22 protein-coding genes and 1 pseudogene are annotated in these 26,022 nt (G+C 53.9%); 15 read left to right on the forward strand and 8 right to left on the reverse strand.

The features are described 5' to 3' along the window. Positions 1 to 6: 6 nt before the first annotated feature. Together WGC32_RS10395 and WGC32_RS10400 are read right to left on the reverse strand one after the other, a co-directional pair. A complete protein-coding gene (locus WGC32_RS10395) occupies positions 7 to 1,761 on the reverse strand; it encodes an MATE family efflux transporter (RefSeq protein ID WP_342681795.1) in 1,755 nt (584 codons plus the stop codon). Between the two features lie 19 nt (positions 1,762 to 1,780). Next, positions 1,781 to 2,077 carry an anti-sigma factor antagonist gene (locus WGC32_RS10400; protein ID WP_191482596.1) on the reverse strand — a complete coding sequence of 99 codons (297 nt, stop codon included), beginning with the start codon at positions 2,075 to 2,077 and terminating at the stop codon, positions 1,781 to 1,783. A 399-nt stretch (positions 2,078 to 2,476) separates the two neighbouring features. Between WGC32_RS10400 and WGC32_RS10405 the strand changes: the two genes are divergently transcribed. Then, complete coding sequence (locus WGC32_RS10405; protein WP_342681797.1) at positions 2,477 to 5,158, forward strand: ATP-binding cassette domain-containing protein; 2,682 nt, start codon at positions 2,477 to 2,479, stop codon at positions 5,156 to 5,158. A gap of 95 nt (positions 5,159 to 5,253) precedes the next feature. Here WGC32_RS10405 and WGC32_RS10410 read toward each other — a convergent pair whose 3' ends face one another. Next, complete coding sequence (locus tag WGC32_RS10410) at positions 5,254 to 5,415, reverse strand: GNAT family N-acetyltransferase (RefSeq protein ID WP_342681799.1); 162 nt, start codon at positions 5,413 to 5,415, stop codon at positions 5,254 to 5,256. Between the two features lie 143 nt (positions 5,416 to 5,558). Then, positions 5,559 to 6,962, reverse strand: a complete 1,404-nt coding sequence (locus WGC32_RS10415; protein WP_342681800.1) for a uracil-xanthine permease family protein — start codon at positions 6,960 to 6,962, stop codon at positions 5,559 to 5,561. A 499-nt stretch (positions 6,963 to 7,461) separates the two neighbouring features. Here WGC32_RS10415 and WGC32_RS10420 point away from each other — a divergent pair, with 499 nt between their 5' ends. From WGC32_RS10420 to WGC32_RS10485, 14 genes are all read left to right on the forward strand, one after another. Continuing rightward, a complete protein-coding gene (locus WGC32_RS10420; protein WP_342681802.1) occupies positions 7,462 to 8,157 on the forward strand; it encodes a polyphosphate polymerase domain-containing protein in 696 nt (231 codons plus the stop codon). Between the two features lie 27 nt (positions 8,158 to 8,184). Next, on the forward strand, positions 8,185 to 8,868 hold the full coding sequence (locus WGC32_RS10425; protein ID WP_191509528.1) for a DUF4956 domain-containing protein: 684 nt from the start codon (positions 8,185 to 8,187) through the stop codon (positions 8,866 to 8,868). A gap of 28 nt (positions 8,869 to 8,896) precedes the next feature. Then, positions 8,897 to 10,375 (forward strand): CotH kinase family protein, encoded by a 1,479-nt coding sequence (locus WGC32_RS10430; RefSeq protein ID WP_342681804.1) that lies wholly within the window; start codon positions 8,897 to 8,899, stop codon positions 10,373 to 10,375. A gap of 23 nt (positions 10,376 to 10,398) precedes the next feature. Beyond that, positions 10,399 to 12,666 carry a hypothetical protein gene (locus WGC32_RS10435; RefSeq protein WP_342681806.1) on the forward strand — a complete coding sequence of 756 codons (2,268 nt, stop codon included), beginning with the start codon at positions 10,399 to 10,401 and terminating at the stop codon, positions 12,664 to 12,666. Positions 12,667 to 12,698: 32 nt separating this feature from the next. Then, on the forward strand, positions 12,699 to 13,850 hold the full coding sequence (locus WGC32_RS10440; protein WP_342681808.1) for a HEAT repeat domain-containing protein: 1,152 nt from the start codon (positions 12,699 to 12,701) through the stop codon (positions 13,848 to 13,850). Then, positions 13,847 to 15,250, forward strand: a complete 1,404-nt coding sequence (locus WGC32_RS10445; protein ID WP_342681810.1) for a glycosyltransferase family 2 protein — start codon at positions 13,847 to 13,849, stop codon at positions 15,248 to 15,250. Before WGC32_RS10440 ends, WGC32_RS10445 begins: the two co-directional genes overlap by 4 nt. Before the next feature lie 14 nt (positions 15,251 to 15,264). After that, entirely contained in the window at positions 15,265 to 15,756 is a 492-nt protein-coding gene (locus WGC32_RS10450; RefSeq protein ID WP_191482585.1) for a hypothetical protein, read from the forward strand. A gap of 16 nt (positions 15,757 to 15,772) precedes the next feature. After that, positions 15,773 to 17,602 (forward strand): EAL domain-containing protein, encoded by a 1,830-nt coding sequence (locus WGC32_RS10455; RefSeq protein WP_342681812.1) that lies wholly within the window; start codon positions 15,773 to 15,775, stop codon positions 17,600 to 17,602. A 118-nt stretch (positions 17,603 to 17,720) separates the two neighbouring features. Further along, positions 17,721 to 18,146: an EamA family transporter gene (locus WGC32_RS10460; protein ID WP_191482583.1), complete on the forward strand. Its 426-nt coding sequence runs from the start codon at positions 17,721 to 17,723 to the stop codon at positions 18,144 to 18,146. A gap of 120 nt (positions 18,147 to 18,266) precedes the next feature. Then, positions 18,267 to 19,157, forward strand: a complete 891-nt coding sequence (locus WGC32_RS10465; RefSeq protein WP_191482582.1) for a LysR substrate-binding domain-containing protein — start codon at positions 18,267 to 18,269, stop codon at positions 19,155 to 19,157. A gap of 137 nt (positions 19,158 to 19,294) precedes the next feature. After that, entirely contained in the window at positions 19,295 to 19,654 is a 360-nt protein-coding gene (locus tag WGC32_RS10470; RefSeq protein WP_342681813.1) for a MerR family transcriptional regulator, read from the forward strand. Positions 19,655 to 19,686: 32 nt separating this feature from the next. Further along, positions 19,687 to 20,124: a cupin domain-containing protein gene (locus WGC32_RS10475; protein ID WP_342681815.1), complete on the forward strand. Its 438-nt coding sequence runs from the start codon at positions 19,687 to 19,689 to the stop codon at positions 20,122 to 20,124. 54 nt (positions 20,125 to 20,178) lie between these two features. Next, positions 20,179 to 21,222, forward strand: a complete 1,044-nt coding sequence (locus WGC32_RS10480; RefSeq protein WP_342681816.1) for an aldo/keto reductase — start codon at positions 20,179 to 20,181, stop codon at positions 21,220 to 21,222. A 16-nt stretch (positions 21,223 to 21,238) separates the two neighbouring features. Then, positions 21,239 to 21,934, forward strand: a complete 696-nt coding sequence (locus WGC32_RS10485; protein ID WP_342681818.1) for a carboxymuconolactone decarboxylase family protein — start codon at positions 21,239 to 21,241, stop codon at positions 21,932 to 21,934. A gap of 264 nt (positions 21,935 to 22,198) precedes the next feature. Here the strand turns inward: WGC32_RS10485 and WGC32_RS10490 are convergent. The 4 genes and pseudogenes from WGC32_RS10490 to WGC32_RS10505 form a co-directional block, all read right to left on the reverse strand. Beyond that, positions 22,199 to 23,527, reverse strand: a pseudogene (locus WGC32_RS10490) (CotH kinase family protein); the annotation flags it as partial. Then, complete coding sequence (locus WGC32_RS10495) at positions 23,457 to 24,128, reverse strand: DUF4956 domain-containing protein (protein WP_342681819.1); 672 nt, start codon at positions 24,126 to 24,128, stop codon at positions 23,457 to 23,459. The pseudogene WGC32_RS10490 and the gene WGC32_RS10495, both read right to left, overlap by 71 nt. 27 nt (positions 24,129 to 24,155) lie before the next feature. Next, complete coding sequence (locus WGC32_RS10500) at positions 24,156 to 24,911, reverse strand: polyphosphate polymerase domain-containing protein (RefSeq protein ID WP_342681821.1); 756 nt, start codon at positions 24,909 to 24,911, stop codon at positions 24,156 to 24,158. Beyond that, positions 24,844 to 26,016, reverse strand: coding sequence for a PepSY domain-containing protein (locus WGC32_RS10505; RefSeq protein ID WP_342681822.1), 1,173 nt, complete (start codon positions 26,014 to 26,016; stop codon positions 24,844 to 24,846). Before WGC32_RS10505 ends, WGC32_RS10500 begins: the two co-directional genes overlap by 68 nt. Between the last annotated feature and the right edge of the window lie 6 nt (positions 26,017 to 26,022).

A 26,022-nucleotide genomic window follows, 5' to 3' on the forward strand; every position in this document is an offset into this window, starting at 1 on the left:
TGTCGCTTAGAGCAAAAGCTGTACTGTGTTCACCCCGAAGGTCCGTTGATACACCACCTGTTTCATCATACCGGTGATGAGCTGGATGCCCAAGTCTTCTTCGCCATGGAATTCACGATGGTCGAAGGGGTCATAGGCCCGTCCGTCATAACGGATGCGGATGCCCATGGCCTCCCCCACGGAAAAGGCTCGCACATCAAAGCGGACAGCGGTATCCGGATTCTTCTGGACAATCATGGCCATAACCTCCTCGATGGCTAGGCTAAAGCGCATGACCTGCCGAGAATCCATCCGATTTTCCCGGCAAAAGTCGGCGATCTTTCCGCTGGCCTCACAGATATGCTCTGTGTCTCCGACCACAGAGAAGTTGATCACCTGTCCGCTCTCCTCCAAGGACCGATCCATCAGCAGGTACCGAGTCCACTCCGGGTGCCGCCTATGGTAGAGGGAAACGGCGAAATACCACAACGCCAAGGTAGCAGCCTCGCTGAGGGCCAGGAACCACCAAGGGCTCATGCCAAGGGTCAGGGCGATATACAGGCTTATAGCGGCAGCCAAAAAAACGCGGCAGAGGATGAGGGCATTCGCCCAGCGGACATGACCGGTGATGTTGTAGTACCCGGAGAGTACACTACATCCTAAGGCCGGGAACATACCAACGGAGAGGCACACCATGGCAAAGCGCAGGGAGCCATCGGGCAGGCCGTAGGCAGAGGCGATGGCATCGGCGGCAAGGGTCACCGCGACAGCAAAAACTCCGCAGCAGAAAAAGCCGGTATACAGCTCCCTCCGAATCAGCAGGGCGGCGCTGTCGTTATCCCGCTCACCGCTATATATACCCAGCATGGCAGAAGCGGCCTGAGGTACTCCATCCACTACCGACAAGGAAAAGGCACTAATACAGTTGACGGCGGTAAAAGCCGCTACCAATTCGCTGCCTCCCGCCCACAACAGCAGGGCGTTCACCGTCAACATCCGCAGGGTCTGTAGGAGATTGTTCAGGGCGGAAGGGCTGCCCGTTGCCGCGATTTCCTTCCATTCCTTCCGGGTGGTGACCCAGGAGGATCCCAGATGGAAACTGCTGTTCTGATCACATAACCAGAAAAAGCCCAAAGCACATGCCACAGCTGTCGCGATAACGCTGGCCAAGGCCGCTCCCCCGATTCCCATATCCATAGGGTAGAGAAAGAGAAGATCCAGGGCTATATTCCCGCCCCCCATGACCAGCATCATCCTGGCCACCAGCTTTGTACGCCCATCTATGCGCAGGAACCAGAAAGGAATATAGATCAGAATCTTTGGCAGCGCTCCAATTAAAGTGATGAAGTTATACTCCCGCACTAAGGGACGGATGGCCGGGTCCGGGCACAACAGGGCAGAAATCGGGCCGCTGAGGGCAAGCCCTATCGCCGTCGTCAGGCAAGATGCGGCTAGGCAGGACCAAATCGCCGTGTGGTAGAGCCTCTGGCTCTTCTCTTGCTGCCGGCGTCCAATGGCCTTAGACGCCTGGATAGCAGTACCGGAGACCAAAAAAGAGCCCACCACACACAATACCAGATACACAGGGACACACAGACTGATCGCAGACAGGCCATCCGTGCCGATCCGTTGCCCTACCAGAATCCCGTCCGTCAGGATGTTGATATTTTCACTGAGTATGGACAGAACACAGGGAAGAAGGCTCCGATGAAAGGATCTACGCAGAAATACCTCGTCCTGTTTTAAATTACCGCTCTGGTTCTGTGTCGCTGTACCAGCCATGTAGATCTCCTTCTCCGTATCAAACGATGGTCAGAATATCCACAAATCCGGTGATCTCAAAGACCTCCATGATGGTCTCATTGACATGGTGGATGGTCATCTTCCCCTGTTTATTCATGGTCTTCTGTGCTGACAGCAGCACCCGCAAGCCTGCGGAGGAGATGTACTCCAAACCGGAAAAATCCAGCTCAAGCTCCGTAACGCCGGGGAGTGAAGCTTTAAGTTCCGCCTCCAGCTGGGGGGCCGTATTAGTATCTAAACGTCCCTCCAAGGCGATACGCAGGGTACTGTCTGTCGCGTTTTTTGTGATAGTCATGACGATTCCTCCCATATGTTTCGTTCTTCCCGCTGGTGCGGGAGGAGGGTTTCAATGTGGGTTTAGGGGGCAGCGGAATGATCCTAGACATGACTCTCCCAAGCTTCCCGAGAACCATCTCACGTAGGTCTCTCCTTCCGCTGAAAAAATTAAAAATACCCTTTCTATCTTATCATTATAACACAAAAAAGAGCGCGAACCTTACAAAATTGTAAAGTAGGCTATCGGCTACAGCTAGTATGGTATATTTCTATTATATATAATGTGGTTTGTTTTGGGGATGTGCCGAGGGAGTTACTGATCCCGGTCGAACACGCCCCTGATGACGGATCCTGCCCTAGCATCAGGACGGCATGGAAGTTACCCTTTGGGGTGGATACCTGGAGAGGAGTGATCAATGTGAGAGCTGACAGGACCTGGAGAAAAAGAGTGCTCGCCTGGCTGATGTGCGTAGTGTGTCTGACAACGACCGTCTACGGCAGTTCGGATGGCGATTCAAGCACAGACAGCAGTGGGGCCATCAACTTGAACTCACCGGATGCCGTAATTGCCGTCGAGGTGGGCACCACCACCGAAAGCGATGCCCGCAGCGCCTATCCAGACGCCCAGATCATATATGTAAATAGCGCGACCGACGGCCTTCTAAACGTCACCTCTGGCAAGGCTGATGCCTACGCTATGAACTTGACGGCCTACGAAAGCAGCGTTAAGTCCCAGCGTAACGATGTAACCCTTCATCCTGACGGCGTAGTGGGAGAAGGCGGTGATGTGGTGGTGGGCATCAGCCCTGTGACTGACCTGCCCAACGCGGCGGAACTTATCAACGGTTTTATCGCCGAAATCAAGGCAGACGGTACCCTAGACGATATGAATCGTCGGTGGGAGACGGAGCACGACTATACTATGCCGGATATTCCTGTGCCAGAAAATCCAGAGTTTACCATCAAGGTGGGCACTACCGGCGCCGCAGATCCCTACTCCTTCTATCAGGATAACGAGCTGGTGGGCTTTGACCTAGAGCTTATGTACCGTTTTGCCAACTGGTGCAACGCGGAGTTAGTCATCGAAGTATATGACTGGTACGGCATCATGCCTGCCTGTACCTCAGGCAAGGTGGACTACATCATGTCCAACCTCTTTGCCACAGAAGAACGGCGGGAGGCCATGAATTTCTCCGACCCCTACAAAGAGGTCCGAACTGTCATGGTCATTGCCAACGCGGAGCAACCGGCCCCGGAGGGATTCATAAACGGAATCATATCCAACTTTGAAAAGACCTTTATCCGGGAAAACCGTTGGCAGATGATTCTCAGCGGCCTACTGGTGACCTTGGAGATCTCTCTCCTTTCAGGGATTTTTGGAACGGGTCTTGGTTTTGGCCTGTGTCTCCTGCTGCGCAGTCGGCACAAGGCGGTGTCTGCTACGGCCAGAGGGTTCTGCCGGATCATGGAAGGCATACCCAACCTAGTGGTTCTTCTCATCGTGAACTTTGTCATCTTTGCCTCCTCCGACATTGACCCTGTGGCTGTGGCGGTGATCTCATTCTCAGTCATCTTCGCTGTGGCTGTAGCCGGCACCCTAAATACCGGCATCAACGCGGTGGATAATGGACAATGGGAGGCGGCATCGGCTCTAGGCTTCAGTAAGATCACCAGCTTCCTCCATGTAATTCTTCCCCAGGCTGTCCGTCATGTACTTCCAATTTACAAAAGTGAAGTGGTGGCCATGATCAAGATGACCTCCATCGTTGGCTACATTTCTATCCAGGACCTGGCCCGGGCAGGAGATCTGATCCGCAGCCGCACCTTTGAGGCGTTCTTCCCTCTCATCGCCATCGCTATCATCTACTTTGCCATCTCCTCTGCCGTGGCGGAGGCCATTGGCAAAATTGAGCTGAACATCGATCCCCGCCATCGTCCCCGACGGCTGCCCAAAGGCGTGATCGTTAACGAGCACCCGGCCGTTCCAGCAGCACCGTCCAAGAAATTTGAGGGGGGCGAGCTTATCCGCATCGAGCACCTCAAAAAAGCATTCCCCAACGTCACCCCCCTTACCGACGTGAACACCTCTATCCATCAGGGAGAGGTCATCACCATCATTGGCCCCTCCGGTACCGGCAAATCCACCCTTCTCCGCTGTGTCAACCGGCTGGAGACTCCAACCGAGGGAGCCATCTTTGTCCATGGAGAAAATATCTGTGACAAAAAGGCGGACCTCAATGTCCTCCGCCGCCGCATGGGGATGGTCTTCCAGCAGTTCAACCTTTTTGAGCACCTGACCATTATTGAGAACATCATGCTGGCGCCCACCCTGATTCGGAAGGTTCCCCGGCAGGAAGCCTATGAAAAAGCCATAGAGCTTCTAAAGGCTGTTGGTATGGCAGAGAAGGCCCTCAGCTATCCCGGCGAACTTTCCGGCGGCCAGAAGCAGAGGGCGGCTATCGCCAGGACCCTGGCCATGGAGCCGGAGATCGTCCTTTTTGATGAGCCAACTAGCGCTCTAGACCCCACAATGGTAGGGGAAGTCCTCACGGTCATCCGTCAGCTGGCAGCCCAGGGGCTCACCATGATGATCGTCACCCACGAGATGAAGTTTGCGCGGGATGTGTCCTCCCGGGTATTCTACATGGACCAGGGTGTGATCTATGAGGACGGGTCTCCTGAGGAAATTTTCGAACATCCGCAGCGTGATCGTACACGGGCTTTTGTCAAGCGGCTGAAGGTCCTCTCGATTACCATCACCAGCCCAGACTACGACTTCATCGCCGTTACCGAGCAACTCCAGCAGTTCGGTGAAAAACAGCTCATGCCCCGCCGCCAACTGGATAATATGCGCCGGGCGTTTGAGGAAATTTGCGCCACCAACGTGATTCCCAACAGCGCCGGCGACTATGAACTGCACGTCACTGCCGAATATTCCGAGGAGACTGGCAAGGCTCAGATGCGCTTTGTCTGGGGCGGCGCGCCCTTCAACCCCCTGGAGGAGGGGGATGCGCTCTCCATGAAGCTGCTGAAAGGCTACTTCTCTGAGACAGAATACCGGTACGAGAACCATGAGAATGACCTGACTGTGTCCCTATAATCATTAATCGTCCAATTGCTAGGAAAGTTGGATAGGCGCTGCGCCTTTCTTTCGCTCCCTCATTTTTATAGGGAGAGCCAGCTGACGGCATTTGCCTAGGCTCTGCCATCTGCCGGCAGCGATCTCTCAAATTTCATGGGGGTAAATCTCATGCCATCGGCGATCTGCTCCCCACCCGTTTCCACAAAGCCCAATTGGCGGTAGATGGGCACGGCATAGGGGGAGCCGGCGCCACAAACTGCAAAAAGGCCTCCCAAGCCAGCCCCAGGGACTCGCCTAATTGCCCATTTCCTATTTCCCTAACTTTCATCTTCCCCGCCTGCCATCCATCAAATATGATAAAAATAGACGTTGCAGTACTGCAACGTCTATTTTTCGTGCTATAAAGGATAAGCCGGTTTTACTCTTCTTCCTGTGCCTTTGCTTTTTTCTTCTCACCGATGCTGAGCAGGAGGTTGAGAAGGATGCCGAAAATGGCTGCGCCTGCAATACAGGGAACCTGCAGGCCGAAGAACGGGATGTTGCCGCCGAAGGCGTAGTTCCCGCCGATGCCGATAATCATGATGGAAGCGATGACGGCAATGTTCTTGGAGGAGAACATGTCCACCTTCTTCTCAATCATAATGGCAATACCCTGGGCCGCGATGGCGCCGAACAGATAAATTTCCAACCCGCCGATGACAGCCAGAGGGATGCCATAGATCACCTGGATCAGCGGCGTAAAGAAGCTGACGATCATGGCGATAATCGACGCGGCAACGAGGACAGGGACGGAAAAGACCTTCGTAATGGCCATGGTGCTGATATTTTCACCATAGTTGGTACCGGCGGGGCCGCCCACAACGCCGGAGATCATATCGCAGATACCGTCGCCAATCAGGTTGCGGTCCAGCATATCGATGAGGCTGTACTTCATCTTTTTGCCTTTTTTCCGGGCAACGTCATTGACATAGATATCCAGCTGATACATATGGGCCGTGGATTCGGGAATGGTGGCAATGGCGATGGGCATAATCGCCGCTACAGCACTCCAGGACACCTTGGGGAAGGAAAACGCGGGGACAGCGAAGATAGACCCGTCGCCCAAGCGCCAAATAGAGGCTTCCAGAGCCGCTGCCGGCACAGAGCGGAACAGGTTGGCCCAGTCGGCGGCGTAAGCTATGCCGGCCACCGCGCAGCCGGTCAGCACACCAAGCAGCAGGGGAAGCTGCCCAAGGAATCCCTTGAGATATTTGGAATAGAGGATGGTGGAGACCAGTGTGACCAGGGCGACAATAATCCACATGACGCTCTCGCTGGTCACCTCCGTGACATTGGGAATGGCGTCGCTTAAGGCGTTCCCCGCCAGGGTGAGGCCGATGATCATGGCAACCGGTCCGGTGATGGAGGCAGGCAGGATGGTCTCCACCACCTTCTTGCCGAAGAAGCGGACCAACAGGCCGGCCGCAATGGAGATAAGGCCGGAGAAGATGATGCCGAACTGGGCATACTGGATCGCTTCTGTAGGCAGAATACCGTCTACCTTCACAAAGCCTTCGGCCGCGCACATGCTGGCGATGGCGGTCAGGTAGGCGAAGCTGGAGCCATAATACAGCGGGATCTTCCTGCCGGTAATCAGGATAAAGCAGAGGGTGGCAAGGCCGCTGGCGAAAATGGTGGTGGATACCTGGAAACCGGTGACAAGGGCAACCGTAACGGTAGCCGGGAACATGACAATGACCTGCTGTATGGCGTACAACAGCAGCTTTCCAAAGCTTGGCCGCTCTTCCGGCAGGTATCCCACAGCGTCCTGGTGTTGTTTCATATGCAACGCATCCTTTCCTGTTTGCTGCTGAGCGGCCCTTCATCTCAAACCAGAGCAATGATGTCGTAAGTGCCGTTCTCAAAATAATCTCAGTTATGTTCTAGTATAGTATATTTGGCCTAGACTTTCAACACTTCTTTGCTTCTTTCTGATTTCTAACTATCTGTTCCTTGCGCCATTTTTCATCAGGCTTTTTCCCCTTTCCGCATTACACAGCCATAAAAACCGTGGGTAATTTCCCTTTATGGCCGATAATCCCCCCAGTGAACACACTACGGACAAAGGGAAAATTTGGCCAAAATATGCAGTTTCCCGTTTCCCTGCCAGTATTGTGCTGACCTTTTCTTTATGTTAAAATAGTGTAAAAATCGTGTATGATTATCTTGTAAAAACATTTTTTATCTCTATATTTGACGCTACAACATCCCTTACATTCCCGCTGAGGACCAATTATTCTATCTTGAGAATCAGGCGGGAGGCAAAGGACAGGAGGCCCGGGATGAACGAAGTTTTACGACAGGAAAAGAAGTTTGCTATCCATATGGTGGACAGCCTTTTGCTGCAGGGGCGGCTAGGCGCCGTCATGCACGGCGACGCCCACAACGGCGCCCAGGGCTATCTTATCCGCTCCCTGTATTTCGACACCCCGGATGACCAGGATTTTAACGACAAGGTGGACGGCCTGGAACTGCGTAGAAAAATCCGGCTGCGCAGCTACAGCCCTCAGGCGGATTTCGCCATGCTGGAGATGAAACAAAAGGAGGGCCCCTATCAGCGCAAGCGTTCCCTTCGTCTTACCCGAGAGGATGCCCGGCAGCTGTGCCAGGGGGACTACCGTCCCCTGCAGAAATACAAAGATCCCTTTGCGGCGGAATGCTACGGATTGATGCACTGCCGGTGTTACCGGCCAAAAACGGTGGTGGAATACCGCCGGCAGGCCTATGTGGCCAAGGAAAACCGCATCCGCATTACATTTGACAGCCGGATTGTCGCTACCGAGTCCCGCTTTGAGCTGTTCGACCCTAAACTTCCCATGTATCCGGTGATGGATCCATTCAATTTGGTACTAGAGGTCAAGTATAACGGCTTCCTGCTCAGCTATATCAAGGACCTGCTAGATCAGGTGGAACGTTCAGAACTGTCCGTCAGTAAATACTGCCTAGCCCGAAGCGTTTCCCTTGGCAACCACGGATAAATTTCACAAGAAGGAGAAACATCAACCATGAGAGAATATCTATTACAACTATTGGAAACTAGCGGTGGCGAACTCTCCATTGGAGCCATTGTCCTGCGTCTTGCCTTTGCGGTGGTAATTGGAGGGTTTATCTTCCTATCTTATCGTCTATCCCACAGCGGGAGTATCTACAGCGTCAAATTCAATGTATCCCTTGTCACCCTGACTGTGGTGACCACCACCGTAATGATCGTCATCGGCAACAATATCGCTCTTTCTCTTGGCATGGTAGGCGCCCTGTCCATTGTCCGTTTCCGCACCGCAATCAAGGACTCCCGGGACACCGTCTACATCTTCTGGGCCATTGTGGTGGGAATCTGCTGCGGCTCTGGGGATTATCTAGTGGCCTCGGTGGGGAGCGCCTTTGTATTTTTGGTGCTGCTGTTCTTCGGGCGCATCCGAAACGACAACCGGGTGTTGCTGATTTTGCGGGCCGCCCGGGTCAACGAACCCACCGTCGAAGCGCTGATCTTCCAATACTTTAACCGCAAGGCCATCCTCCGCGCGAAAAACACGACGGATGAGAATGTGGAATTTATCTATGAGCTCAGCGGCAAGTATCTTGCCAAGGCGGAAAAGGCAGGAGGCAAGAGCATTACTGATGCGGTGTATGAGATCGGCGGCATCGAGTATTTCAATATTGTCATGCAAAACGATGAAATCAGCGGCTGATCTGTCAGCTAAAAAGGGGGCGTAGGGCATGAAATATCGGGTATTAGGGCTGTCTATGGCCATCATCATGATCCTAAGCGCATTGGCGGCTGCCGCCTTTGATCAGGAGACCGGTCCCGCCCGAGTTCATCAGCATCTAAGCGCCCGGCAGCCGGATGCGGGCTGCGATTGTAGCGGCAGCGAGTTATGCACCCACCTGCCCTTGGTCATTATCGACACTAGCGGCCAGCAAATCCCTGGTGAAATTACCGACCTTCATGATAGTTTCGGTGAGGTATATACCAGCCTAGCCGATGACGGCCGGGATGTGGTGGATGCGGAAGTATCCATCATCGACAATCAGGACCGGAACAACCACCCTTCCGACCCGGCGACAGTATCTACCATTTCCGAAATCCGGCTGCGGGGCCACTCCTCCCGCACCTTTGAAAAACGCTCCTACCGGCTCAATTTCGTGGACGAAGAGGGGCTGGATAACCCAGTCGCGGTTATGGGCATGGACGCTCACAGCGATTGGGCACTTTACGGCCCCTCTCTGGACAAGTCCCTGATCCGCAACTACATATGGTACAACATTTCCGGTGAGATCATGGCGTGGGCTCCCAATGTCCGCTACTGCGAGCTGATCCTCAACGGGGAATATGAAGGGCTCTATCTGATGGTGGAGACAATCACCAACGGCAACGACTGCCGGCTGGATCTCAGCGATCAGGCATACGGCACCTCAGTCACCGGTTACCTGCTGCGGTCCGACCGCACCACCGACCCAGATCTGGGCAGTATCCGGGATGTCTATTCCTATCTTGAACGAATGACAACCATCGAAACTGATATCTCTATCCGATATCCCAAACGTTCCGCCCTGACCGAAGAGATCCGGGAAGGGATTGAGCTGGACTACGCCGCTTTTGAAAAGGCCCTATACTCCTATGACTATGACACTGGGAAATATGGCTATTGGAACTGGATCGACGAAGAAAACTTTATCGACTATTTCCTTATCAACGAATTTTCCATGAATTCGGACGCTGGAAAATACTCCACCTATATCTACAAGGATATGAGTGGGAAATACAAGCTGGCGGTGTGGGATTTCAACAACGCCTGCGACAATTATCAGGAAACCGAATTCGACCCTGACACCCTCATTATGTACGGAAAGCACTGGTACACCATGCTGTGCAAATCCCAGCGGTTTGTAGACCGTTTGCTGGAGCGGTACGAAGAGCTTCGGGACACCGTCTTCAGTGAAGAATATCTTATGAACTATATCGACGAAACCTTGGCTTATCTCGGTCCGGCAATAGAGCGCAACAATGAGAGATGGCATGAGGTCATGACCCAATGGGAGCCTTTGATCCCCACCTCCCGCAATCTGTATAGCCATGAGGAAGCGGTGGAACAGCTAAAGGACTGGCTTTGCGACCGGGGCGACTGGCTGGATGACAACATCCACACCCTGCGGCAGTACTGCCACCCCTCCCGCAACAAGGCCTATAATCACTGAAAACCCAGAGGAGGCAAAGCCCATTGAAAAAGTTTATCATCTGCGTCTGCGCGCTGATCCTGGTCATTTTTATGGGCTGGTACGCATACTACAATCTGGGCTTTTATATTGACCTCAACCCCAATGCCCCGGTGAGCACCTTTATGACCACCGACGAGGAGTCCATCTATATGGTCCGGGATGGGGAGGCTGTCCCCTTTGAGATCCGCGGCGTGGATTTAGGGGTGGGCATTCCCGGGGAGTGGGCCACCGATTTCGCCATCGACAAGGAAACCTATCTGCGGTGGTTTGGGATGATCCAGGACCTGGGGGCCAACACCATCCGGGTGTACACCATCCTTCACGACGATTTTTACAACGCCTTTTACGAATACAACACCCAGCGGGAGGAACAGGGGGAGGAACCCCTGTGGCTGCTTCATGGCGTTTGGGTGGATGATTATTCCCATAACTCCCATAAGGACGCCTATGACGACGGGCTGCTGCCCGAACTCATCGAGGACTGCCAGACCATTGTGGATATCCTCCATGGGAACAAATTCCTTCTGGGCCGGGATGGGGACGGCTCCGGCTTCTACCGGCATGACGTATCCTCCTGGGTGCTGGGCTATATTCTGGGGGTGGAGTGGGAGTCAAGCCTTGTCACCTACACCAACCAAAATAACCCGGACAGGTGCAGTTACTCTGGAAAATATATGGTCACTACCGATGAGGCTACCCCTTTTGAAGCCATGTTGGCCCAGTTGGGAGATAGGCTCATCGCATATGAAAGCTCCCGCTATAAACAACAGCGTTTGGTGGCCTTCTCCAACTGGCCCACCACCGACCCCTTCCGCTATTCCCTCATCACCTCCAACTATCGTCATAAGGTGGCGGCCATCAATGTGGAACACATCCAGCCCACCGACAATTTTCTTTCGGGCTATTTTGCCTCCTACCATGTTTATGCCTATTTCCCCGATTATCTCCAGACCGAACGGGAGGCGGCCTCCTATTCCCCGGAGGAGCTGGACGACCTCTTTGGCACCAACATGGCCAGAACCCTTGCGTACCGCCTCTCCCTGCTTGACGCGCCTCGGATCCAGGACTATCTCACCGAGGAGGATTACTATGACTCCCGGGGACGGCTCAACACCTATTCCGCCTATCTCAAGGCCCTCAATCATTTCCACAACATACCGGTGGTCATCTCTGAATACGGCATTACTACCGGTAGAGGACGGGCACAAACTGATGAAAATACCGGCCGGAGCCAGGGCCATATCACCGAACAGGAACAGGGGCAGTACCTGATCGAATGCTATGAGGATATTATGGACGCCGGCAGCGCGGGAAGCTGCCTATTCTCCTGGCAGGATGAATGGTTTAAACGCACCTGGAACACCATGCACGCCGTAGATCTGGACAACACCCCCTATTGGAGTGACTATCAGACCAACGAGCAGTTTTTCGGCCTGCTGACCTTCGACCCAGGCGAGGAGGAAAGCGTCTGCTATGTGGACGGCGACCCCTCGGAATGGGGGGAGGAGGATGTGGTCCTTGCGTCGGAGGATGGCAGCCTGTCTGTGAAATATGACGAAAAGTTTCTCTATTTCTACGCTCGTCAAGAGGGCTTTGATCCTCAGGAGGATACCCTGTACATTCCCCTTGACATCACCCCCAAAACCGGCAGCACCTATTGCCAAAACTATGGCCTGACCTTTGAGCAGGCCTGCGATTTCATCATCAGCATTGACGGCGCCGACAACAGCCGGATTATGGTGCAGGAGCGGTATGAGGTCCTAAAGGCAGTCTATTGGGAGGCCTACTACATCGCCGACCCCTATATCAGCCCGCCGGAGAAGGACAGCCCCCGCTTCGTTGCCATCGACCTGGCCCTGAAGCTGACCGATCTCCTTCCCAAGCAGAATGTTGCCCAGCGGGTGGGCGAGGTCTACGAGACGGGCAAGCTCCGCTATGGCAATGCCAATCCGGAATCGGAGGACTTCGACTCCCTGGCCGACTACATGTTCACCGGTGACGGGGTGGAAATCCGCATCCCCTGGCAGCTGCTCAATTTCTCCAACCCATCGGAGATGATGATCCACGACGACTACTATGAGTGCTATGGAATTGAAAACCTCCAGATTGACCAAATGTATGTAGGATTGGCCACCGGTGAGGACAGGGAGTACCGTATTCCTATGAACGCTTTCTCCTTGGAGGGCTGGGGGAAAACGGTTACCAGCCATGAGCGACTGAAAGAATCCTATTATATCTTACAGGAGTATTGGGCCCGTCGGGACGGCTGATCTTTCCCTGGCCTGGAAAGGAGGTAAATGGTGTGAACATTGAATATTTATTATATGGGTACGGTTTAGTGTGTCTCAGCATGCTGGTATTTAACCTTGTTTACACCCTCCATCTTCGCACCGGAAACCACCGGCTGGAAAAACAGGTGGCGGCGCTTGCCAAACGGGTGGACGCCCAGCTTAATTATATCCGGCAGAACCAGCCTGTTCAGGAGCGACATCTGATCTGGATGCGCCGACGTCTCTCCCGGGTCCATTGGCTGCTGGCATTCGACCGGCTTTGGGAGGACTATGACAAGGACAACACGACGTTTTTGGAGTATACAATACAGTTTCAGCCCGTATTTTTATACCTGTCCACCGTCTACTTGAAACGAGAGGAAACCCAGGCGGCCTATTATTGCTATTTCCTTTCCCGGCACTGGAATCAGCGTCACCGGCAGATGGATCAGATTCAGCAGGTTATCCTATCCTATCTGCAAAAAAACAGCCTATACTGCCGGATCAACGTCCTCAAGGCCCTCTGCGCCTTCGGAAGCCCGGAATCCCTAGTGTCCGCCCTGTTGGAACTGGGGAAGGGTACGGAATCCCCTCTCCACGAAAAGGTGATCACCGAGGCACTTCTCACCTACACAGGAAATTGTGACGATCTAATTGGCCGGCTCTGGGTTAGATTCGACCAGTTTACCCTCCATATCCAGCGCTCTATTCTCGATTACATCCGCTTTCAAAGTGGGAACTATGGACCGCAGCTGCTACAAATTCTTCAGGATCCCCAGCAGAATAAGGAACTGCGTTTCGCGGCCATCCGCTACTTTGGGCGGTATCCTGACCCTGGGGCGAAAGAAACACTGCTGGCAATGATTGGCGATCAGGATCCTCTGCGTTGGGAGTTTGCCGCCATCAGCGCTTCCTCTCTGGCAAGGTATCCCGGCCAGGAAGTTGTGGACGGGCTGCTGCATGCCATGAACAGCCCTAACTGGTATGTGCGTTACAACGCTTCCGCCAGTCTGGAGGCTCATGGCCTAGACTATGAGCAGCTACTGCAGGTCATAGCGGGAGAGGACCGGTATGCCCGGGAGATGCTGGTATACCGCCTGGAAACCAGGCGACTGGAGAAAACTCCGTTGGAATGGGAAGCGGAAGGAAACGAGCAACAAGAAAAGGTGGCTGCTACTTTATGAGGGATTTTATACAGATATTTCTCCTTTGCGTAGAGGGCTTTTTCATCCTCTACATGCTGGGATATGCCAGCTTCCTTTTTCTGTCGGTCACGGTGGGTTCCTCCGACCTATATGCCGCTAAACGGCGCAATCTCCTGAAAAACGAGCTATCCAACGACTACTATGTCCCCGTTTCAGTCATTGTGCCCGCCCACAACGAGGCGGTGACCATTGAAGCCACCGTCCGCTCATTGTTGGCGCTGGACTATAAACTCTATGAGATTATTGTGGTAGACGATGGATCCACCGATGAAACCGCCCAGGTGATGAAGGACGCCTTTCACATGTGGAGTGTTGATCGTCCCATCCAGCGCAGGATTCCCTGTCAGCCAGAGGAAAAAATCTATGAGACCAGGGCCTGGAAGGTGCCTATTACCCTGGTGCGGAAGAAAAACGGCGGGAAGTCCGACGCCCTAAATATGGGCATCAATGTCTCCAATTATCCATATTTTCTTTGTATAGACGCAGATTCTGTCCTCCAGCATGATTCCCTGGAAAAGATTGTGCGGCCGGTCCTGGAGGATCCCGATGTGGTAGCCGTAGGCGGCGCGGTGCGTCCCTGCAACGGCGCCGAAATTGAGAGCGGCCGGGTGGTGCGCTACCGGATGCCCCGAAAGCTGCTGGCCTGTATGCAGGTCCTGGAGTATGACCGCTCCTTTTTGGCCTCCCGCATCCTCTTCGATAAATTTAATGGCAATATCATCATCTCCGGCGCCTTCGGCCTATTTCTCAAAAGCGTAGTCATCGCCGCCGGCGGCTACGACAACACTAGCATGGGGGAAGATATGGAGCTGGTGGTCAAGCTGCATGTCTTCTGTCGGGAGAGTGGACGCCGCTACCGCATTCGCTATGCTACCGACGCCATCTGCTGGACCCAGGTGCCGGAAAGGCTGGGAGACCTGTGCAGACAGCGGCGCCGTTGGCATATTGGGTTGTTCCAGAGCATGATGAAACATCGCAACATTATGGCCAACCCCAAATATGGGGCGGTCAGCTTTATCTCTTACCTCTATTTCTTGTTGTATGAACTCTTTTCCCCCTATATTGAGGTCTTTGGCCTACTGACCACCCTGCTGGCCTTTGCTGTGGATTTGATAAATGTGCCCTTTATGCTCCTCTTTTTCGGCATCTATGTGGCCTATTCCGCCATCTTCTCTCTCACGGCCTTCTGGGCCAGGATCCACACCATCGACCTGCGCCTGTATCCCACCGACCTTCTCAAGGCGGTGGGGCTGTGTGTCATCGAGGTATCCTGCCTGCGGTTTATTCTGGCCTGGGTACGGATGATTGCTCTCATCGGTTATCGGAAAAAGAAGGCTACCTGGGGTCAGATCCAACGCCAGGAAATCAAATTCAAATAAACGGAGGTCAATTTATGAAGCTGGAAGAAATGAAGCAGGGCCTTTGGGGGTACAAAAAGGATCATGTATTCTTATATATTGCCACCCAGGAAGAGGCGTTTTCCCAGAAGCTGCTGGAAAAGGATGCCCAGATGGAGCGGATGGATCAGCAGGCCCAAACCCGCATCCGGGAGCTGGAGGAAGAAAATAGCCGCTTGCGGGAAGAAGTCAGCAGGATACGCGGACAGTATGATCAAATTTCCACCGCTATTTTGGACGCTAGAGCCAGCGCGGAAGCGTTAAAGGCGGAAACCCAGGTTCAGGAGGAAGCCGCTCGTCAAACCCTCCGCCAAGCTTTGGAGCAGGATCTGTCACTGTTGGATGGCTACCGGGCAAACATCAAAAAACTGCGGGAGTCTATCTGCGCAACCTTGGAGGAGCTTAACGCTCAGACCCATCAACTCGAACAGCAGGCCGCCAGTCTGAGCGAGGCAGCTCCTACTGGCAATCTGGCCCTATTTCGGTGAGAGAGGAAGGTAGATCTTGCAAACCGGCGAAGCAATCATCTATGTGGCAGGAAATCCAGATCTCTATCCTTTGGAGTATTATGACCCGGAAAGCCAGACCTATGAGGGGGCAATTCCCTCATTTCTCCGGCAGTTTGCCAGCGAATATGGGTACGATCTGCGCTATTACCAGCCAGGCGAGAAGGATCAACGGAAGGATCTAGCGGAGAAACAACAGGTCGACCTGGTCTCTGGCTGTGCGGGGGATAACCAATATGCCCATATGGAGGAAGAACCCCTTCTTCTCTTCCCCGCCGTCACTGAAGGGGAGGAGACGGTGTATTTTCTCTCCTTTACCGATGTAGCCCCTTCTTCTTTTCAAGCTGACCTGCGGGAATATGCGGCCCAGCGCTCCCAGGCAGAGTGGAGCGGCTCTCTGTTGGAGGTAGCTGGAGAAGGCGCCCCGCAGCAGGGGATTCCCACAGCTGCAATGGTCGGTATCGGGATAATCTTCCTGCTGCTGGTTCTGGGGCTTCTGTCGGCCCTGGTCTGTCTGAAACGGGAGAGAAAAAAGGCCAAAGAAATTCTTCTAAACGATCCGGAAACGGGGCTGCGAACCTACGAATATCTGGATCATACGTACCCGCGACTCATCCAAGATCAGAACCGCCCTCTCTATTATTTGGTCTGTTTTCACCTAGACCTGGATCATGTGGGATATTTTATGGGGCAGGAGCAGGCCAAGGCATTCTGGCTTCATGGGGCACAGGCACTCAAAGAGGCGGGCATTTCCTCCGATATCCTGGCCAAAGGCTCCGACGGAGAACTGATCGCCGTTAAAATGTCCCAGAACCAGGAAAGGGTAGAACGGTGGGTACGCGCCGTGCTCCAGGAGATTCGCAGCTTTTCCTGCGACGGGCGAAAGTTATCCCCCGGCGACGCAGTGGCGGGCATCTGTCCTCTCAAGGTAGAGTACCGGGACTTAGGCCACGCCCTGTTTCATACCAGGCAGTGCGCCCTAAAGGCTCGCAGGGAGGAAACGGATTGCAGATTTTGTGATACCAAAGAATGCAAAAACTGTCAGGAACGATGGCAGCTATTGGCAGATTTTGAAGGTGGATTGGAACGGAAGGAAATTCAGCTTTATCTCCAATTTTTTGTGGACGCCCACTCCTATCGGGTGGTGGGGGGTGAGGCCCTTTCCCGCTGGAATCACCCTGTGCGGGGTCTCTTAATGCCGGACCATTATGTTCCTCTGCTGGAGAAGGAAGGCCGGATTGAGAACCTGGATTTCTATGGCATGGAAAAAGTCTGCGTGTTCCTAGAAGGTTTAGAGCAACAAGAAATCCATGATTTCTTTATTTCCTGCAACTTTTCCCGCCGGACACTGGCCAGTTATGATTTTACCCAGCGCTTCACACAGATCCTACAAAACCATACCTTTCCTCGAAAACTGCTCATTCTGGAGGTAACCGAGAGCGAGTGGATTGATCCCAAAGAAAGCGAACAGATGCTCCGGAATATTATGGCCGTTCGGGATCTTGGCGTCCGGGTCATCTTTGACGACTTCGGAATTGGTTTTTCCTCCTTCCACGACCTACAGGAATATCCCATGGATGGTCTGAAGCTAGATAAGCATCTCATCGACAACATGTGGACGGCCCAGGGTAAGATCATCCTCAACGCCCTGGTCCAGACAGGCCACAGCATGGAACTGACCATCCTGGCGGAAGGGGTTGAGGATGACAAGCAGATCGAAATTTTGCAAAGTCTCAACTGTGATGTACTCCAAGGATTTCGATTTTTTGTCCCCATGCCGGCGTCAAATGCAATGGCAAGGATTCTAGATCTGCGACAACAAGCATAAAAGACGAAATTTGACATCCGGTGCCCGCAATGGTATCATCATAAAAGAATAAACGGGTGAGCACCTACCGGCAGTCAGGCTTTGGTCTGGCTGCTTTTTTGCTTGGAGGAGGATCATAATGCTCGGTTATATCTGGCCTATTGCCCTGGTGGTTGTGGCCAATGTATTTTACAATATCACCACAAAATCTACCCCGTCCCAGGCCAACGCCTTTCTTTCCCTGGCCGTCACCTACTGTGTTGCCGCGGCGTGCGCCTTTGGGCTGTACCTGTTCCAGGGCGGCCATCAAAAGCTGCCGGCAGAGCTATCCAAGCTCAACTGGACAGCGGTCCTCCTGGGCATCAGTGTGGTTGCCCTGGAGTTTGGCTATATCCACGTCTACCGGGCTGGATGGAAGGTAAACACCGCCTCCCTTGTGGCCAATATTTCCCTTGCCTGCATCCTAGTCTTGGTGGGCTTTTTCCTCTATCAGGAGAGCATCTCCCTCAAACAGGTCATCGGCATGGGAGTCTGCGCTGTAGGCCTGTTTCTCATCACCCAATAATGCAGGCGCCTGTGGATTCATAGGATCGCCCCTATGAAAATTTCTGCCCAGGGCCTGTCTTTCTCTGTGTTGCTTCTCCCCCTTCTCTGTGCTATGATTTTAAAAAAAGGGGGACGGCTTATGGAGATTCGGGTACTGAAATATTTCCTCATGGTGGCCCGGGAGGAGAATATCACCAGGGCGGCTCACCTCCTCCACCTGACGCAGCCCACCCTCTCCCGGCAGCTGATCCAGCTGGAAGAGGAACTGGGCGTCAAACTCTTTTACCGGAGCAAGCACCATATTGTCCTGACCGAGGAGGGGATGCTGCTGCGCCGGCGGGCAGAGGAGATTGTCTCCCTCGCGGAAAAGGCCAAGGAAGAGCTGTGCCATGAGAAGGAACAGCTGGCGGGCAATATCTCGGTGGGCAGCGGGGAGCTGCAGAGCTCCCAGTTCCTAGCGGAACTGATCTCCACCTTCCAGCGGGAAAACCCTTTGGTAACCTTTGAACTATACAGCGGCAATGCCGACAATATTAAGGAGCGGATCGAGCGGGGGATTCTGGATCTGGGCCTGCTGCCGGAACCGGTGGACATTGCAAAATATGGGTTTATCCGCACACCGGTTCAGGAAACCTGGGGTGTGCTGATGCGGGCCGATTCCCCTCTGGCGGAAAAGCCGGGGATTACGCCCCAGGACCTGGCCGGCCAGCCCCTGATCCTGCCCCAGCGGGAGATCCTGCAAAATGAGCTGTTTCACTGGTTTGGCCCTCTGGCGGAGAAGCTGCATATTGTGGCCAGCGGAAACCTGCTCTATAATGAGGCCATCCTGGCCCGCAACCAGGTGGGTTACGTCCTCACCCTGATTCTCGATTGCTCCTATGAGGGGCTTTGTTTTGTCCCCCTCTCCCCTTCCATTCGCACCAGCACGGTGCTGGTGTGGAAAAACGCCCAGGTCTTTTCTCCGGCGGCTTCTGCCTTTATTGAACACGCACAAAAATACATTTCAGGCATGAAAGAGAATCCAATATAAGCATTAGACATGTTTTCATCCAAGGTCTACAATATAGGTGTCCCAACGGGACATCTATTTTTTTGCATAAAAAGAACTGGCAATAAGGCATCCGCCGCTTCTGCCAGCAAAATGCACGATCTGGAAGGGGTTATTCCATGACCATCAACGAGGCAAGCGAACGCTATCAGATCCCCCTGGAAATCCTCAAGGAATACGAGCGGTGGGGGCTTTGCGGTGCGGTGAAAAAGGTGATGGGGGCCTGGCAGTACGACGACACGGATTTGGAGCGTCTGAGCCTGATTATGTCCCTCCACGACATGGGCTTTGACATTGGCGAGATCGAGACCTACATGAAGCTTTTGCTGGAGCAGGAGGATACAGAGGAACAGCGGCTGAAGATGCTCAACCAAAAGCGCAGCTGCACCCTGGATGAAATCCACCTGCGGGAGACACAGCTGCAGCGGCTGGATTACCTGCGCTACCATATCCGGAAAAAACAGCAAGAAAAAGCATAAAATAAAACCTATCATGATGAGGAGGTACCTTGATGAAAATCCAAGACAAAAACCAATTCGACGCCCAAAACGTCTTCGGTATGGGCCAGCCCAATACCGCATTCTCCCAGTATTTTATCGGCAATTCCTATCTGCATCCCCTGACAAAACCGGGAGAAAGCGCCGTATCCCTGGCCAACGTCACCTTTGAGCCGGGCTGCCGGAACAACTGGCACATCCATCACGCCAAAACCGGCGGTGGCCAGATCCTCATCTGCACCGCAGGCAGCGGCTGGTACCAGGAGGAGGGCAAGGAAGCCGTCAGCCTGGAGCCGGGAACGGTCATCGTCATCCCGCCTGAGGTCAAGCATTGGCACGGGGCCAAGGCGGACAGCTGGTTTTCCCACATTGCCGTAGAAGTCCCCGGCGACGAGACCAGCAATGAATGGCTGGAAGCGGTGGATGACCAGGCTTATCCGAGTCTGAAATAAAGGCTTGCCCCTCAAATGAGGAAAGGCAATCTTTTTCCATCAGGAGGGAATCATATGCAATACACCAAACTGGGCAATTCCGATTTGACCGTCTCCCGCATCTGCATGGGATGCATGGGCTTTGGCGACGCCAAGAATGGCCAGCACAGCTGGACCATCGATGAAGAACACTCCCGGCAAATCATCAAGCGGGGGCTGGAGCTTGGCGTCAACTTCTTTGACACCGCCATTGCCTACCAAAGCGGCACCAGTGAACAGTATCTAGGCCGGGCCCTCCGGGACTTTGCCCGCCGGGAGGATGTGGTGGTGGCCACCAAGTTCCTGCCCCGGACCCCGGAGGAGATCCAAGCGGGGATTTCCGGCCAGCAGCATATCCAGCGGATGATCGATACCAGCCTGAAAAGCCTGGGCCTTGATTATGTGGATCTGTATATCTACCACATGTGGGATTACGCCACCCCCCTCTATGACATTATGGAGGGGCTGCACCAGGCTGTAACGGCGGGAAAAGTCCGGTATATCGGCATCTCCAACTGTCTGGCCTATCAGCTGGCCAAGGCAAACGCCCTGGCGGAGCAGGAGGGCTTTTCCAAGTTTGTTTCCATCCAGGGCCATTATAACCTGATCTTCCGGGAGGAGGAGCGGGAGATGGCGAAGCTTTGCGGGGAGGACAACATTGCCATGACCCCCTACAGTCCCCTGGCCGGCGGCCGCCTTTCCAAGCATCCGGGAGAGACATCCAAGCGTCTGGAAGAGGACAGCTACGCCAAGTTTAAATATGACGCCACCGCCGGGCAGGACGCGGTCATCATCAGCCGGGTGGCAGAGCTGGCAGAAAAACGGGGCGTATCCATGACCGAAATCTCCCTGGCATGGCTGCTCACCAAGGTGACGGCTCCCGTAGTGGGCGCCACCAAGCTGCACCATATCGAAGGGGCGGCAAAGGCGGCGGATCTTCTGCTGACGCCGGAGGAAATCGCCTATCTGGAGGAGCCCTATGTCCCCCACAACCTGGTAGGCGTCATGGCCCAAAACACCCCGGCGGCAGAGGGGGAGCAGCATGTGTGGAGCACCGGCAACCAACAGATTGAAAAGTAGAAAGAAGGAGATACAGATGAACATCTACGAAACCGATCCGGAATTTATGGAGCGGATGGAACACTTTGCCACGGATGAGGTGGTGGGCGAGCCCGGCCAGCAGCTGGAAGAGCCTACCCGTCATATGGCCATCCTGGCTACCCTGCTGGGCTGCCAGGGCATTGATCAGTTCCGGCTGGAGCTGCCCCAGGCCCTGGATGCCGGGGTCACCCCCGTCATGGCCAAGGAGATCGTCTACCAGGCGGTGGATTATCTCGGCATCGGCCGGGTTCGTCCCTTCCTGGATGCCACCAACGCCATCCTGGCCGGCCGGGGCGTCAAGCTTCCCCTAGAGGGACAGGCTACCACCACCATGGAAAACCGTCTGGAAAGGGGCGCCCAAACCCAGGTGGAGATTTTCGGGGATTCTATGAAGGACGCCTGGAAACAGGGCCACATCAACCGCTGGCTGGCGGCCAACTGCTTTGGGGACTACTACACCCGCACCGGGCTGGACCTCAAGCAGCGGGAGATGATTACCTTCTGCTTCCTGGCGGCTCAGGGAGGCTGCGAACCCCAGCTGACAAGCCACGCCAAGGGCAATATGAACCTTGGCAACGACAAGGCATTCCTGATCCGGGTGGTCTCCCAATGCCTGCCCTATATCGGCTATCCCCGGAGCCTCAACGCCATTTCCTGCATCAACAAGGCCGCTGAGGAGATGGGCAGATAGTTTTCGAAATTTGCGCCCTTGGCCTTTTTGGGGAAGGATTCCCTTGATCGGCAAAAAGCGCTTAGGAAAAATCCTAAGCGCTTTTTGTTTTATCTGTTCCATCGCCGCCTGCTGTCTTTCTCCCGCCGATTCCAGATCCTCAAAATCCCCTAAGTCGGCCAGCTGGACGGATGAGGCGTCCACACCGGCATCCGGTTGTTCCCGTTGGCCTTGGAGGGTAGGCGGTATCTCCCCCTCCAGCTGGCCCCGGATGCTCTGCGCCCGGAGCAGGCAGACCTGTTCCAGGGTGTCCACAGCACGCTGATGATCCTCATAGGAGCAAAACTTTGTGGGATCCTTCGCAACATAGGGGGCAATCATCGCCGCTGTCCGCCGAAGGGTAGCCGCGAACCGCCCACTTTCCATATACTCAGATAAAAACTCATCAAAGTATTCGTGATACTGGGCAAAGTATTCGTCTCGCAGCATCAGGTTGTGATAGAGGGGCCGGTTGAGCATCACGCTTCCCTCCGCAGGGGTATTGATGGGATAGTTGATAAGGATGTTGGGATCTTCAATAGGGTTGGTCATGCCCAGGGCATAGGTGCCAAAAGCCAGGTTATAATCCCAAGGCAGAATGGTGAGAATCCCCTCTTCCTCATATAAAAAATAGTTGTGTCCCGTATATCCCAGATAGCTGTCCCAGTTCATGACAAAGACCTGTACCGTAAAATACCGCAAGGCGCCGTCCACATTGACAGCACTTTCTAAATTTTCGCCGGTAGCTAAAATTTCCAGCGCCTCAATCAGCCGCCTTTGATCTTTTTGGGTAAGCTGGAATTTGGCGTTTTCAAAGATGCCTGGATAACTGCTGGGATTGCCGTCAATATACCGCAGCGCCACGTCGGCATTTTCTTCCTCTAAGGAGCGGTAATCCGGTTTGTAAAGCTGGCCATGATCGTTGCCAAAATTCCGCCGGGCAAACGCCTCCTCCGGTTCCTCCACCGCCAAAAACAGCCCCCAGTCCTCCCCGTTGACCTTGACCCAGGCATAGCTGCAAAGGGGAGTAGGCACCTCCATAAAGGCCATCATGTCATAAGCCATATAGGTCTTTAGATAGCTGTTGTCCTGAAAGGAAGCATCCAGAGAAAATTTATCCAGGCCGTAGTAATTTCCGCCGTCCAAAAACTGGTCAAACTCCAGCTTCAGGCTGTAGCGGCTGAGCCCATATTCCTCTGTCAGCCGCAGGGAGTTGTTCCCTTTGGCCCGCAGGCCTACCTGTTGGAATACCTCCCCATCAATTTGGACGGTACAGGAAACATACTCCTCCTTGGCCGCATTCTGGACAAAGCTGTCCCAATCGTCAATCTGTATATCAACGGTATGAACCCTGCTGTCATCAAAAAGCCGGGTCACATATGCTAGAGGGGCGCTCTCTTGAGGAATTTGATCCCCGCCCCACATCAGCGCCAGGGTCAGAAGAGCGGCCGCAATGGCAGCGGCTATACAGATCAGGTCGATGCGCTTGTGTTTGATCATTGCCTTATCCCATGTAGTCGCCGTTATAAGAGACCAGCACCACCCTGGAAACGCCGGCCATTGCTTCCAGTTCATTGACAAAGGCGCTGTTGTCGTCCTTTAACCGGACTTCGTAGTTTAATTCCACCATACCGTTTTCCATGCTTTTACTCTTTAGGTTCAGCCGCGCCACCTGGGATTTCAGAAAATCCCTGGTCTGGGCCTCGACCTGGCCATTCTCACAGTGGAGCACCAAAATATAGGGGGCATCCACCGTCTTTTTGCGGGCAAAAACAACCAGCACGATCCCTACAAAAAGGCTGCCGAATACCGCCAGAGGGATCAGACCAGCCGCCAGTACAATCCCAACCGCAATGGACCAGAACAAAAAAGCAATGTCCATGGGCTCTTTGATGGCGGTGCGAAACCGGACAATGGACAGGGCGCCCACCATGCCCAGGGAAAGCACCACGTTGCTGACCACCGCCATCATAAGAAGAACGGTAATGAGGGATAGGGCCACCAAGGTCACTCCAAAGCTCATAGAATACATGACGCCGCTGTAGCTCATTTTGTAAATAAAAAAGATAAACAGTCCTAACAAAAAGGCCAGAACGAGCGCGATGCCCATATCCAGCATGGAAACACCGGTTATATTCTCAAGAAAGCTGGACTTAAAAATATCCTGAAAGGTCATAATGCCGATCTCCCTCCACTTTTCTCTTTAGTCAAACCGCCGGCACAGGGCATATTTGGAGCAGGATGCCGCCTGCCTGCCGGGCACCTGTACCGCCATGCGGACAAGATCCGGCAAAAAGGCGTCATATTTGACCTCCAGTACCGTAATCTCCTCCAGCACCTTCAAATGGAACCGGTCCGGATTGAGAAAATCGGTATTCCCCAGTCCAGAGCGGATATTTCGGTCCAGGGTAATCCGCACATTGCCGGGGCCATAGAAAAACGCCTCTCTGTCATAACAGACCACGGTCTTGGGGCCCAGGCCCTCTCCCCGCAGCTTGCTATAAAACTCCGCGAACAGCGGGTCGCCGGCATCTAAAAGGAACCTGTCCTCCCCCGCCAGCAGCCGCGCCACCTGCTCCGGTGTCATGCGGGCGCTGTGTTTGCCGCACAGTCCTTGTTCCTTGGTCTTCTTTTCCAGCCGGATAAAAGAAGTATCCCTTCCATAATACCGCAGACGGAATTTTTCTCTCCGGTTGACCCCGTCCAGTTTTTCCCGCAGGGCGGTGTCATAAGGGGTGTCAAAATAGAGGCTGGTGACCCGGTAACTGCCGTCCGCTCCCCCATGCTGGTCATGGGGAAAGAGCTTGCGCAGCCTTTGGGAAAGCACCAGATCTTCCCGCAGGTTGATCTGGTGCTTCAGCTCATGACGCAGGCCGCGCCCTTTGGATGGGTCAATCGTCATAGCCGGAATCCCCATCGTCGTAATTGCTGCCGCCATCGTCATAGTTGCTGTTCCCATAACCGGAGTTGCCATAATTGGTGGTGCCCCCGTCGTCATAGTTGCTATTCCCGTAATTGGTAACGCCGTCGCTTCCGGAGCCGTAGTCGGTGTCATTGTAATCGGTGACGCCGTCGCTTCCGGAGCCGTAGTCGGTGTCGTTGTAATCGGTGACGCCGTCGTTTCCGGGGCCGTAGTCGGTATCGTTATAATCGGTGACGCCATCGCTTCCGGGGCCGTAGTCGGTATCGTTATAATCGGTGACGCCGTCGCTTCCGGGGCCATAGTCGGTGTCAGTGTAATCGGTGACGCCGTCGCTTCCGGGGCCGTAGTCGGTGTCAGTGTAATCGGTGACGCCGTCGCTTCCGGGGCCGTAGTCGGTGTCGTTGTAGCCCGCCGTACCATTGGCGGGAATGCTGCCGGTCTTGTGTTCCGCCCGGAGGATTTTCCCGGTTACGGCGTGGACATCATACTCATATTCGACGCCGTTTGCCACGAATTCCAGTTCAAACACCGGCGTACCGTCGTCGTGGTCAAACTCCTTATCTTCAAACACAGCATCGGCTGCGCTGACATTGGCCTGGGTCAACGCGATTTCTTTTGCCTTTTCCAGGGTAATATAGGGAGATTCTCCTCCATCTTTGGCATAAGCTGGGTCGTAATCGTCGTCGTCAATGGTCACAATGCCAGAGGAAAGGCGCAGTCCCTTCACCGCATCCTGGGTGCTGGCGCTCATATTGGCCAAAAAGTCGCTGCTTGGAAGCACAGAACCAGGTTCCAGCTGCAGGACAATGTTCTTTTGGTTGCCGTCAACATCCTCTACAAAATAGCCAGCCTCATTGATTTCAACAATCAAATCCTGAAGAACTTCACTGCAATCTTTTCCGATATAGTCTTGATAGGAGGCCACAATGCCTTTGCCATCCTCATTCTGTCCGGACAGGGCGGTAACCCTGCCTTCTTTGTTGTACTCAATCTGGATTTCCGGGTTGACGCTTAAGGTCAGGATTCCTGTTTCCTTCAGGGCATTGCCCTCCGCTGGTTGGGTGGCGCATCCGGCCAGAAGGACTGCCGCCAGGACAGCCAGGGAAGAGACCGCTGCTAAAACTTTTCTTCTCAACTTCATAATTGA

Source organism: Zongyangia acetica, from assembly GCF_038739695.1.
Classification (GTDB): Bacteria; Bacillota; Clostridia; order Oscillospirales; family Ruminococcaceae; genus Zongyangia; species Zongyangia gallinarum.